At 50.3% G+C, this 12,244-nt stretch carries 15 protein-coding genes; 5 read left to right on the plus strand and 10 right to left on the minus strand.

Features of this window, described 5'->3' with window-relative positions; genetic code table 11:
* Positions 1–72: 72 nt before the first annotated feature.
* The 7 genes from AC0L4K_RS18970 to ftsY all read right to left on the minus strand — a co-directional run bounded on the left by AC0L4K_RS18970 (position 73) and on the right by ftsY (position 5,817).
* Complete coding sequence (locus AC0L4K_RS18970) at positions 73–870, minus strand: thiazole synthase (RefSeq protein ID WP_417228212.1); 798 nt, start codon at positions 868–870, stop codon at positions 73–75.
* A gap of 61 nt (positions 871–931) precedes the next feature.
* On the minus strand, positions 932–1,132 hold the full coding sequence (thiS, locus tag AC0L4K_RS18975) for a sulfur carrier protein ThiS (RefSeq protein WP_417228213.1): 201 nt from the start codon (positions 1,130–1,132) through the stop codon (positions 932–934).
* 19 nt (positions 1,133–1,151) lie between these two features.
* Positions 1,152–1,529 (minus strand): DUF423 domain-containing protein, encoded by a 378-nt coding sequence (locus AC0L4K_RS18980; RefSeq protein WP_417228214.1) that lies wholly within the window; start codon positions 1,527–1,529, stop codon positions 1,152–1,154.
* 122 nt (positions 1,530–1,651) lie between these two features.
* Positions 1,652–2,509 (minus strand): RNA polymerase sigma factor RpoH, encoded by an 858-nt coding sequence (gene rpoH / locus AC0L4K_RS18985; protein ID WP_417228215.1) that lies wholly within the window; start codon positions 2,507–2,509, stop codon positions 1,652–1,654.
* A 282-nt stretch (positions 2,510–2,791) separates the two neighbouring features.
* Positions 2,792–3,811 carry a permease-like cell division protein FtsX gene (ftsX, locus tag AC0L4K_RS18990; protein WP_473267549.1) on the minus strand — a complete coding sequence of 340 codons (1,020 nt, stop codon included), beginning with the start codon at positions 3,809–3,811 and terminating at the stop codon, positions 2,792–2,794.
* The gene (gene ftsE / locus AC0L4K_RS18995; RefSeq protein ID WP_417228217.1) at positions 3,801–4,463 is read right to left on the minus strand and encodes a cell division ATP-binding protein FtsE; all 663 of its coding nucleotides are present in this window, start codon (positions 4,461–4,463) and stop codon (positions 3,801–3,803) included. Before ftsE ends, ftsX begins: the two co-directional genes overlap by 11 nt.
* 43 nt (positions 4,464–4,506) lie before the next feature.
* A complete protein-coding gene (gene ftsY, locus AC0L4K_RS19000; protein ID WP_473267550.1) occupies positions 4,507–5,817 on the minus strand; it encodes a signal recognition particle-docking protein FtsY in 1,311 nt (436 codons plus the stop codon).
* Between the two features lie 164 nt (positions 5,818–5,981).
* Between ftsY and AC0L4K_RS19005 the strand changes: the two genes are divergently transcribed.
* From AC0L4K_RS19005 to AC0L4K_RS19015, 3 genes are read left to right on the plus strand one after another with little or no spacing between them, the layout of a single operon-like run.
* Positions 5,982–7,214, plus strand: a complete 1,233-nt coding sequence (locus tag AC0L4K_RS19005; RefSeq protein ID WP_473267551.1) for a peptidase M16 family protein — start codon at positions 5,982–5,984, stop codon at positions 7,212–7,214.
* A gap of 33 nt (positions 7,215–7,247) precedes the next feature.
* A complete protein-coding gene (gene rsmD / locus AC0L4K_RS19010; protein ID WP_417228220.1) occupies positions 7,248–7,856 on the plus strand; it encodes a 16S rRNA (guanine(966)-N(2))-methyltransferase RsmD in 609 nt (202 codons plus the stop codon).
* A gap of 55 nt (positions 7,857–7,911) precedes the next feature.
* Positions 7,912–8,229, plus strand: coding sequence for an antibiotic biosynthesis monooxygenase family protein (locus AC0L4K_RS19015; RefSeq protein ID WP_417228221.1), 318 nt, complete (start codon positions 7,912–7,914; stop codon positions 8,227–8,229).
* Between the two features lie 90 nt (positions 8,230–8,319).
* On the opposite strand, the gene AC0L4K_RS19020 is transcribed toward AC0L4K_RS19015, so the two are convergent.
* The gene (locus AC0L4K_RS19020) at positions 8,320–9,579 is read right to left on the minus strand and encodes a M48 family metallopeptidase (protein ID WP_473267552.1); all 1,260 of its coding nucleotides are present in this window, start codon (positions 9,577–9,579) and stop codon (positions 8,320–8,322) included.
* Positions 9,580–9,765: 186 nt separating this feature from the next.
* Between AC0L4K_RS19020 and coaD the strand changes: the two genes are divergently transcribed.
* Together coaD and AC0L4K_RS19030 are read left to right on the plus strand one after the other, a co-directional pair.
* A complete protein-coding gene (coaD, locus tag AC0L4K_RS19025; RefSeq protein ID WP_417228223.1) occupies positions 9,766–10,245 on the plus strand; it encodes a pantetheine-phosphate adenylyltransferase in 480 nt (159 codons plus the stop codon).
* A gap of 35 nt (positions 10,246–10,280) precedes the next feature.
* Positions 10,281–10,526, plus strand: a complete 246-nt coding sequence (locus AC0L4K_RS19030; RefSeq protein ID WP_417228224.1) for a YfhL family 4Fe-4S dicluster ferredoxin — start codon at positions 10,281–10,283, stop codon at positions 10,524–10,526.
* Positions 10,527–10,649: 123 nt separating this feature from the next.
* Here AC0L4K_RS19030 and AC0L4K_RS19035 read toward each other — a convergent pair whose 3' ends face one another.
* Positions 10,650–11,162, minus strand: a complete 513-nt coding sequence (locus tag AC0L4K_RS19035) for a DUF501 domain-containing protein (protein WP_417228225.1) — start codon at positions 11,160–11,162, stop codon at positions 10,650–10,652.
* Between the two features lie 20 nt (positions 11,163–11,182).
* Entirely contained in the window at positions 11,183–12,166 is a 984-nt protein-coding gene (locus AC0L4K_RS19040) for a M14 family metallopeptidase (RefSeq protein ID WP_473267553.1), read from the minus strand.
* Positions 12,167–12,244: the final 78 nt, after the last annotated feature.

Genomic DNA, 12,244 nt, shown 5'->3' on the forward strand with positions numbered 1-12,244 from the left:
GGTTTAATCAGGCGACCCGAAAGGCCACCTTTGCATATAAATCAATACGTTAATAACGCAGGTTAGACTTTATTACTTAGCGACTATGGTACCTTCCATTGGCGAAGATGCGCTGGCGTATTTCTTCCGCGGCATCCGTCCGGCTAGGAATGCCTCACGACCCGCTTCAATCGCTTTACGCATCGCAGAGGCCATCAACATAGGATTGCGGGCGCCGGCAATCGCCGAGTTCATCAATACCGCTTCACAGCCCATTTCCATGGCAAAGGCCGCTTCAGAAGCGGTACCGACACCGGCATCCACTAACACCGGCACTTTGCAATCTTCCATAATCACATTGATATTGTGAGGATTGAGAATCCCCAATCCAGAACCGATCATCGATCCCAACGGCATAATAGATACACAACCCAGTGATTCGAGTTCTTTAGCGACAATTGGGTCATCACTGGTATAAACCATGACCTTAAAACCATCCCGCACTAACACGTCAGCAGCTTTGATCGTTTCGACCACATTAGGGTAGAGGGTTTTCTGATCGCCTAACACTTCCAGCTTCACCAGATCATGGCCATCCATCAACTCGCGGGCCAGCATACAGGTGCGCACGGCGTCTTCAGCATTAAAGCAACCAGCAGTATTCGGCAAAATGGTATATTTATCCGGTGAGATAACATCCAGTAAGTTTGGCTCATCTGGGTTCTGGCCAATATTGGTACGGCGTACCGCTACGGTCACGATTTCAGCACCACTGGCTTCAATCGCCAGACGGGTTTCTTCCAGATCACGATATTTACCCGTGCCAATCAAAAGACGCGACTGGAAGCTACGGCCGGCGATAATCAGTGGATCGTTATGTTGTTCAGACATTGTGTTCTATCCCGTTAAATTCTGTCATGTTATCTCAAGCATACGTCAGAGCAGCGATGACTCAGCCGCCACCAATCGCATGAACCACTTCGACCCGGTCGCCTTGATGCAGCACTGTTTCAGCGTGTCGGCTGCGAGGAACGATCTCCAGATTCAGCTCGACGGCCACCCGGCGCTCTCCCAGTTCTAGCTGCATAATCAGATCAGCCACACTGGCGCCTTCTTGAACGTCTAGATTGTCACCATTTACCTGTATCAACATTGAGCTTGATCCACTTCTATTAACTTAACTGCCGAAATGCAACCCGGCCAAGATTCAACCAGCCGGCCAGAAACAACATCCCACCCACCGGGGTTATTGCGCCTAACCAAGACTGTCCACTCAACGCCAGCGCATAGAGGCTGCCGCTAAAAAACACAATGCCCGCGATAAAGAGTACCGCCGTTTGATTCCAACCTTTATCAGGCTGACGCAGCATCAATAGACCGATACCAAACAGCGCTAGGGTATGGAACATCTGATATTGGATACCGGTGTGCAACACCTCATACAACCGCTCGCTCAATTGCGTGCGCAGCATATGTGAAGCAAAGGCACCGAGACCCACAGTAATAAAACCACTCAGCGCGGTGAAAAAAATAACAAAACGAGCAGACATAAACGGTACCGGGCAATAAGAGTGGCTATTCTAACAAAGCTAAGCGGTCTCGATAAGCAATAAAAAAAGCCGCACTCATTCGAGGGCGGCTTTTTTTATCCGAGCAACAAAAACCTAAAGGATCAGGCTTCCAGCATCGCAGTTTTAATCTTCTTCATCGCGTTCTTTTCAAGCTGACGAATTCGCTCGGCAGACACTTCATAACGTGCCGCCAGTTCGTGTAGGGTCGCTTTCTCTTCACCCAACCAACGCTGTACCAGAATATCGCGGCTTCGCTCATCCAGCTGTTCCATCGCTTGACTCAGACGCTGATTAGAATCGGCTTCCCAGTTAGAATCTTCCACCTGACTAGCAGGATCTTGGCTGTGGTCTTCAAGGAAATAAGCCGGTGATTGATAAGCCCGCTCATCGTCATCGCCCACGGGAGCATCAAAAGCCATATCGGCGCTGCTCATCCGGCCTTCCATCTCCCGGACAACATGTTCATCAACACCCAGATCACCCGCCATTGCGGTGACTTCAGCGTTAGTTAACCAACCCAGGTTTTTCTTTTTACTGCGCAGGTTAAAGAACAACTTACGCTGAGCTTTAGTGGTCGCGACTTTCACGATACGCCAGTTACGCAAAATAAATTCATGCATCTCCGCCTTGATCCAATGCACCGCAAAAGATACCAGACGAACCCCCATGGTAGGGTCGAAGCGTTTAACCGCTTTCATCAGGCCCACATTGCCTTCTTGAATCAGGTCGGCCTGAGAAAGGCCATAACCGGAGTAAGACTTAGCAACATGCACCACAAATCGCATATGAGATAATACTAACTGACGCGCTGCTTCAAGATCATTCTCAAAATACAGTCGCTGTGCCAGTCCGCGTTCCTCTTCTACTGTGAGAACAGGAATCGCAGTCACCTGACGTATATATGCCTCCAGATTCTGACCTGGAGATAATACTTCAATGACCCGTAGGCTCTTGCCCATTTCTCAACCTCATTACTTATTCATTTCAAAGAGTATCAATATAAGTTAACGCTATGACACTCTTCAGCCAGATTAGTTCCAGCTATTTACAACCCGCTATCCGGTACCGTTTATAGTCACGTCGATCAACCGGTACCCAGCAGACCCACAAAGATAACCACAACACTAGCAGATGGCAAGTGTAACGCCTTAGTCACTTTACCTATATTTACACTTAATGCAGCACTCGGGTTTGATGCAGCGCAACATTTAACCGCTATCAGCGGAATAGACCATCGAAAATTACTGCGGTTGGATCTCTCGAAGGTGCCGGCCCACTGCCAGCCAAGCACCGGATAAGCCCAGTAGAATACTGATCAGTAGTAACAGCAGTGTTTCGACGAAACCTAAACCAGCTAATTCAAATTGACTATTATAGAGCGTTACCAGATGTTCAACCGGGTTACTGAGCAGCAATAGACTCAACTGAATCAGAATCCAAGCACAGACGCCGCCGGCAATACCGAACCAAATGCCATCATAAAGAAATGGCCGGCGAACATAGGCATCCGTCGCCCCTACTAGCTTAGCAATGATGATTTCATCCCGGCGACTCTCGATCGATAGCCGAATAGTATTGCCCACCACCAGTAAGACCGCCATAACAAACAGCGCCGTCAGCACCCAGACTGCCCGCTCAGCCAAGCTTACAAAGCCGGCCAACCGTTGCACCCACTCCATATCCACCACCGCTTCATCAACCTGCGGCAGCGCTTGTAATTTAGCCTGTAATAATGGCACCGACGCCACCGATAGATCACGCGGCATCACCATCACCACGGCCGGTAACGGATTGCTCTCCAGAAAGTCGAATACATCACCAAAACCGGACATCGCCTGAAACTCTAACATCCCCTGCTGGGCGGTGATCAATTCGGTGCCTGCCACATCATTCCGCAGCAATAGCTCGCGGCTTAAGCGCTCGGCATCGTCGTCCGAGACACTCAATTGCAGATAAAGGGCAACCCGTGGATCGCCCTGCCAGCCATCACCTAGCTGTTGTAAGTTTTTTAGCCCTGCATACAGGGCACCAGGCAAGGCTAAAGCAATCGCAAGTACCGCTAGGGTCATGAAGGTGGTTAGCGGTTGTGCCAACAAGGAATAATAGGATTGCCGAGCCACTTCAACGTTATGCCGCACATAACTACGCCCTTTATCACTGATATTGAGCTGATGGTGTTCGGCACCACGGTGTATCTTGGCATCCCGTTTAGGGTTCGGTTCAACCCGAACGGCACCTTTACGACGTTGATTATTTTCCATCACTGACCAACCTACCCCGATTGAGAGTAATCACCCGATGCGGCATCCGCGCAATCAAGCCTAGATCGTGGCTGGCAATCAGCACGGTAGTCCCCACCTGATTAAACTGCTGAAACAGGCGCATCACCTCTTCAGACAGTTTGGGATCAAGGTTGCCGGTCGGCTCATCCGCCAACAGCACCTGAGGTTTATGTACAATCGCTCGAGCAATACCCACTCGCTGTTGCTCACCACCGGACAGCACCACCGGATTAAGTTTCTCTTTTTCCAGCAAGCCAACTTTATCCAGCGCTGCACGCGCCCGACGAGCAGCATCAGCAGGATCGAAGCCACAGATCCGTAGCGGCAAGACAATATTTTCAAATACCGATCGGTCGAATAATAATTGATGATTCTGAAACACCACCCCGACACGACGACGGTGATAGGGAATCTGCCGGTTACTCAAGGTCGCCAGATCCTGATTGCCCACTAACACCCGACCATTCGAGGGTCGCTCCATCAGCATCAGCAGTTTCAGCAGGGTACTCTTGCCCGCGCCAGAATGGCCGGTCAAAAAGGCCATTTCGCCACTGGCAAGGCTAAAGTTAACCTGACTCAGGGCATCATAACCATTGGGGTAACGCTTGGTGACGTTGTCGAAACTGATCATTGATATATTCGATACATGCCGTTAAACCGTTGCTGAAAGTCGACTAGTCAAACAGTGCCGAGACAAATTCCTTTGCCTTGAAGGGGCGTAGATCATCAACCTGTTCACCGACACCAATATAACGAATCGGCAGATCCAGTTGTTTCGCAATAGCAAAGATAATTCCGCCTTTAGCCGTGCCATCTAGCTTGGTTAAGCTGATACCACTCACGCCCACCGCCTCTTTAAACAGCTTCGCTTGGCTCATTGCATTCTGACCGGTGCCGGCATCCAGCACCAACATCACTTCATGGGGAGCATCAGGGTCTAACTTTTTCATCACCCGCACAACTTTTTCCAACTCTTGCATCAGATGATCTTTATTCTGAAGACGGCCCGCGGTATCGGCGATCAACACATCCACATTTTTAGCTTGAGCGGATTGCAACGCATCGTAGATCACGGATGCCGAGTCGGCCCCGGTATGCTGCGCGACCACTGGCACATTATTGCGATCGCCCCAAACCTGCAGTTGCTCAACGGCCGCCGCCCGAAACGTATCACCCGCCGCCAGCATCACAGATTTACCTTCCGCCTGATATTTTTTCGCCAACTTGCCAATAGTGGTAGTTTTACCCACCCCATTAACCCCAACCATCAGTAAGACAAAGGGGCCTTTACTCTGGTTGAAGTCGATCGGTTGCTCTACCTGATCCAACAATCCCGCCAGCTCTTCTTTTAACGCGGTATAAAGCGCATCAGCATTAGCTAACTGCTTGCGGCTCACTCGGGCTGTCAGTTTGTCGATGATCTCCGTCGTTGCCTCAACGCCAACATCGGCCAGTAACAGTTGGGTTTCAATCTCTTCAAAGAGATCATCATCGATCTCTTTGGCACCGAGAAATAGATTACCCAAACCTTCGGTCAAGTTACCTTTAGTGCGACTCAAACCCGCTTTAATGCGGCCGAAAAAACCGGTTTTCTGTTTTGGCTCTGGGGTCGGCGCGATGTCTGCAATGGGCTCAGGCTCGGCAATCACTTCCGCTGCAGCCACTTCTGCGACGATAACGGGCTCAACCGTTTCAGCCAGCTCGGCAGGTGCCGGCGCTACAACGTCGGCTTCTGCTGCAGGGCTAAGTAGGGGTTCAGGCTCTACCACGGTTGCTTGTTCAGCGACCGGTGTTTCAGCAGCGTCGGTAGGCGCGTCCGGCGTTACCGGCTGCGGCGGTGCGGCGGCAACCGTCTCCGTTGCAGCCACGTCGGCTGCAACAACCACTTGATCGGCACTTTCAGCTGGCAGATCGACCGCCTCAACTGAACCTTTCTGAGTATCATCTTTCTCAGACTTGAAAATTGATTTAAGCTTCTTAAACATGCTTGATTACTGTCCGATGTCAGGCGCTAAAGGTGCAAAAAAACAGGGTAATCCCTGTTCCATCCGCGAGTCGTCCTGTATGTTTCATTTAGGCCGGATATCTTACCATAGTAAAGCCCAGCTAGGGCACTGCAAACAGGCCACAAAATGACCAGGAATAACTGATGTCGGATGCTAAATCGCCGCTATTTAACCGCATGTATCTGAAGATTATTGTCTGGATCGTCGCCGTCGCCATCGTCTTACTCACCGCCGGGCAGAACAGCAGCTCAGACTTTATCCGCATCAACAAACACCCAGATCTTCCGCTGTACTATGTCGATCACGACGACACAACGGTGCAACTCAGCTTGCTGTTTCGCACCGGGGCCGCCATTAATAGTGAACAACAACTATTGCAACAACTCCTGCTGCAGCAGGCCGAACAGCAACTAGCCGAGTTAACCAAGCAGCCGCCCTTTAACACACTCAACGCGGCTCTCAGTGCCGGAATTTCCGCCGACAAACTGCAAATATCGATCACCTTACCGGCCAAGCAAGCCAAAGCCGACGCGATAAAAACGATGGCGGAACAACTGCTACAACGATTAAGAGCTTATCACCCCGGCACGGATCTAGAACAGCGATGGACACACTTGGAAGCCGCGCAGTATTTAAACCTAAAAGATCCAGAAAACCGCCTGCTGAGCACCTTTGGCAATCTCATCAGCAGTCCAGCGTCGATACACCCCTTACAACGTTTTGCTGAGTTTTTTCATCACAGCGTTCGCCCGGACGCCGTCACCCTCACCCTGAAAGGGCCTGATACCGCATCACTGGCAGAGCGCCTCAGTTCACTCTTAAGAGCGCCCTCTAGCGACAATCACAGTATCAACCAGCCCCTGAGCCTCAGCCGTCAGCGACTGTCACCGCAGGACAATCAAACCTATCGCCTATTGGGCTTGGCACTTCCTGGACGACAACAGCCTCAATTTGCCACTGAACTGTTAGCGGTTAGCACCCTACAACAGCTGCTGCAACAGCAGTCTCAGATGAACGCTCGATTGGTCTGGAAATCACTGGACAAGCAGGGTTTTGTCGCTATGATTCTGCAGGGCTCGAAAATCAACGCCAATGATGACCTAGGCCCTCTTATGCAAACACTGCTCGCAAAACTCGATGACCGATTGATCAACGACACCCGAGACATGCTGCAGAATAACTACCAGATTCAGATGGAAGCGATCGAACCTCAGCTGAGCCTGCTCAACACCATTGCATTCTATCAATTGCCGCTAGACTACCTGAATAACTTCGAGGAGAAGCTAAATCAGGTTGATAATGCCGAGGTCAAAAAGCAGATCACGCTGTTTCTAACCAGTCCAGGCCGTTATCAGCTCACGCTACCCGCCTATTGATTTAATGCAGCGTTCAACTTTTAAGGAATTAACATGGCCAGACGTCGCCCACAGCGCACCTCTCAAAAAATCAGTTCTGGAAACCAGCAACTGCGAATTATTGGCGGAGACTGGCGCGGCCGCAAGCTAAGCTTTCCTGAAGTTGAAGGGCTAAGACCCACCCCTGACCGGGTAAGAGAGACGCTGTTCAACTGGTTATCGGTTTATATCCCCGGCGGGCGCTGTCTCGACCTATTCAGCGGCAGCGGCGCATTAGGTTTTGAAGCCCTATCCCGGGGTGCGGCCCATGTCACCATGATCGACAACTCATCCGTGGTGATTCGTCAGCTACGGCAAAATATTCAAGATCTAAAAACCCAACATGCGGAACTGATCACCGGCTCCGCTACCGAATGGCTGGAAACCCGCAGTGGCGATTTAGAAGTACAGTTCGATGTGGTCTTTCTCGATCCCCCATTCCACCAAGACCTATCAGCCATCTGCTGCCAATTGCTAGAACAGAACAACCTACTCACCAGCAATGCCATGATCTATCTAGAAACCGAAAAAGAACTCACCAACCCGCTAGTGCCCGACAACTGGCAACTCCATCGCGAAAAAACCGCCGGCCAAGTCACCTATCGGCTTTATAAAAGAACTTGAAAGAGCCTAGGTCAGCTGTGCATCAAAAGTGGTATTCATTATCGAGGGACATACCTTGTCAGACATCGCCAAAACACCGAAGCCACCCTACTATGCCGTTATTTTCACATCGACACGTACTGATGGCGATCATGGATATGCCGAAACCGCCGAGAGAATGGTCGAACTAGCGGAACAACAACCGGGCTTTCTCGGCATAGAATCCGCAAGGGAAGGGGTGGGTATCAGCGTATCCTATTGGGCAGATTTAGACTCAATCAAGCGCTGGAAAGCACATACCGAACATCTAGCAGCGCAACAAAAGGGCCATCAGCACTGGTATTCCTCTTTCAAGGTACGCATTGCAAAAGTTGAACGCGACTACGGCATCTAACCGTATAGCCTGCACTCTTGCTCACTACGCTCTTTTCATCGATACGTCGATTGAGCATCGCCCCTAAAAAGGGGCCTCTCTGGGTGCTGACTAATACGGCAACGCATCATCGACGTAATACCGCGCCTTCATCTGCTCGATCTGTTGCAACGATACCCCGTCATTGGTTTTAAAGGTCAGGCTAAAACGCTGACCGGGGCGCACAATGCCCGGCTGGTGAGCCACATAGCGATGTAACTTGCCTGCACTGTCTTGTGCCATAAAGCCCATCACTACGCCTTTCAAGGCCCTATTGCCGCTATAATACCATTGAGTTGTCCAACTCGTATTACTGGCACGGCGCTGCTGCTCCAGTTTCATATAACTTTCCACCGCCTGCACAAATTGTGCATATTGCGCCTGCCGCACCGCCTCCTGCTTAGCTTGTTGATGATCTACATAAGCGCCAAGGGCTGTGGATAAAATGGCCGATACGCCACCGCCTTCTCCGGCGGTTTCTTGATCATTATTATCGCGCTTCTGCCAGAGACTATTATCGTCACGCAACGTCGCTGCATTAGGGTTGATGCGTCCAGCTTGGTAATACTGTTTTACCTTATCCGCCAGCGCTTTAGTTTCGGCGGCGCGTTCGGCATTAACCGGGTGATCATGGGCAAATAAGCTACGCGCATTACCCTGCTGCTGATATTGTCGCTGCCAAATCTGAGTAGCGGCATAAGGGTCATAGCCAGCTAGCGCACTGTAAAGTACACCGATACGGTCGGCTTCCCGTTCTAACTCATGGGTGTACGCCGCTTGATAGCCCTCTTGCCGGGCTGTTTTCGATGCCAGCAAGCTAATTTGCTGAGATGTTTGCCGCTCACCCACATGATTAGCCACGGTGTGGGCAATTTCATGACCGATCACGGCCGCTACCTCGTCATCGTTTAACTGCTGCATTAACCCCTGATGCACCACGATATAGGTGCCGCCGGTGGTAAAGGCATTAAACGAATCCCGATCGATCAATATCGGCTGCCAGCGCTCTTGACTCAGATGACTGACCTGATGAACCCGATCAAAGATACGCACCAAGCGCTGATATTGCTGTCGATCCAACGCCGCATCAACCTTGCGACCGGCTTTTTTCTCGTCCGCCAATAGCTGTTCTACCGCGGCATTACCCTGCTGTATCTGGGCACTACGGTCGGCAGCACTCAGAGTACGCTCGCCTGTGACCCTATCGGTTTCCGTTATCGATTCCGCAACGTTATACAGACCTTTATCGATGCTCTGTAACGTCGAGCAACCACTGAGCAGCGCAACACTAAATATCATAAAAAATGGAGCTAAACGTTGTCTTATCTTCATCCGATCACCTTTTAATCATCCTGGCTAACCTATATATTCTTTATTGTAATAAAAATATTTTTTCTTATAACCACTAAAGATCTATACATTCCATTATTGTATTTGTGATAGCCTAGCAATTCAGCTAATATCGCGCCCTTGCGGATTTGCTAATATTCATTCAAGCAGAGTAGACGTGAACTCATAATGAACATTGCAGTATACCCGGGTACATTTGACCCTATAACAAATGGACACGCCGACCTGGTTGAACGGGCATCTAAGCTGTTTGATAAGGTTGTTGTAGCCATTGCATCTAGCCCTAATAAAGAACCACTGTTGCGGCTGGAAGAGCGGGTTCGCTTGGTGGAAACAGTAACATCGCACCTCGATAATATTGAAGTGGTTGGCTTTGATTGTTTGTTGGCTGATCTGGTCAGCCAGCAAAATGCTAATATTATCCTGCGCGGCCTACGTGCTGTTTCTGACTTTGAGTATGAGTTTCAGCTCGCCAATATGAACCGCAAGCTAGCGCCGAAGACGGAAAGTATTTTTCTGACGCCGGCAGAGCACTTATCTTTTATTTCATCGACCCTGATACGTGAAATTGCGAGTCTTGGTGGTGATGTAGAACAATTTGTGCACCCATCAGTCCATAAAGTGCTGAAAGATCATTTCGGCCACTAATATTTAAGTCAATACGAGTCAGTGAGGTAGCCACCATGGCATTAATTATCACAGATGAATGCATTAACTGTGACGTATGTGAGCCGGAATGTCCTAATGAGGCGATTGCTCCCGGTGATGAAATATACGAGATCGATCCGAACAAATGTACTGAATGTGTCGGTCACTATGACACACCACAGTGTGTCGAAGTATGTCCCGTAGACTGTATTCCTAAGGATCCAGATCACGTTGAGAACGAAGAGCAGCTGATGGAGAAATACCACAAGCTGACCGGTTAATAAGCGCTTACAAGCCGCGCTTATCGACGCTCCAGCGGTTAAGACTCCGTCATAACCAATAAAAGCAGGCACTCGCCTGCTTTTTTATGCCTGCAATTTACGGCACCTTTTACTTAACTACGCTCACAACGCTAATGGCGTTTGGTCCACCCCATAACGCTGATCCAACAAGCTGCCGATCGCAGTACCTCCTACCGCAAGATGATAGGCATACTGCATATGTAGACAACGCACTTTATCCCAGTGACGAATACCACCGATACCATAGCTATCAAACAGTTCAGTAAAACCCAATTCGGCAATACGCTGTCGATCACTATCCGCCATCATCTGCCAACGTAGATCAACATAACGTTGCTGATCCGCCAAATGCGCAGCCCGCAAGTCATCATCGGTTTCCAGCTGTTGCTCAATACGCTTCACTTCGCCCGAGGTTTCAATCTCAGCGATCGCCTGATAGAGATCTTTCGAGCTAAGCCAATAGAGCGTCGGGAAAGGCTGATCATCCACCAGCGAACGCATTTGTAATACCCCAGGCACGCCCTGAGGGCTCTGCCAAGCGATATCAACCAGTCCACGGGGCTCACGCCCTAGCTGCCGTTCAATGAGTTCAAGCTGCTGTTCAGAGGCGGCCATAGTTGTTCCTGTTCTGCATATTATACTTGTGTGGATTCTAAACGTTCTGCCAGTGTCACCACTTCTTCACCGGCAACTGGCACTCGGGCGGGCATAATCAAGGCACAATTATCAAAGGGGGCGGCAATAAGCTCTTGATCATCGGTGGCGATCAGCTCGCCTTTGCAATACTGCTCAAAGCCTTTAACCGGGATCGCGAAACGAAACTGTTCCGTTTGCGCATTAAGCACCCGGTCAATACGATAATGCCCTGCCGTATCATCCGCAGCATACCCCCATGCGGGTATCTCGACGCAACTATCCAACATGCCATGCTGAGCGATAAATCGCAGGGTCACCGCTAATGCCTGCTGACTGGTCGAGGCAGCAAAATGCTGTCCACACTCCGCCACTAAGGAAACACCTTTGTCGGCGTGACGCTGATGCTCGGAAATCAAAATGCCTTGATGATAACTGCCGGGATCATACAGCAGATGAGGGAAAGGAAACTGCAAGCGGTCGGCAAAGGCGGTATTCCCTGAAGTCTGTGGATAAATCAACATCGGTGCGACCGCAAAGGTGGTGGAGTGCAGATCCAACACACTATCGGCGTTCTCAATATAGGGTAGTAACTCAACGGCGCGGCGGGTTTCGTGACTATCGGGGCAGCTCAACCGCTCCGGTAGCCAGATGCGGTTCATATCTTCATCAAGACAGCGGCTGGCAAACGGCCGTTGTAGATCAAATGTCTGATAAGCATCGACATTGGCAAAAATCAGTGTCATCGCGCCACACATTGGGCGGATATTATTTTCCAACAACCACAGTAAGGCATTCGCACCGCAGATTTCGTTACCATGGGTGAGCGCTTGGATCACCAGCTCTGGCCCTTCGCGGCCCGAATCAAAACGATGAACATAATCAACACCACAATTACCCTGCCGCCAGCCGTTCAGGTCGCGGGGTAACAGCTCAATGGGCGCATCAGATGCGGCGATCGAAAATCGGCACGGTGGTACAGTCATAGAGTCATCATAACCTTTTACTAATAGACGATGGCTAACGCCTATGCTGCGCCCGAAACAGCGGGTGATCGGGTCGAT

It is taken from the genome of Amphritea sp. GJ51-11 (assembly GCF_055808735.1).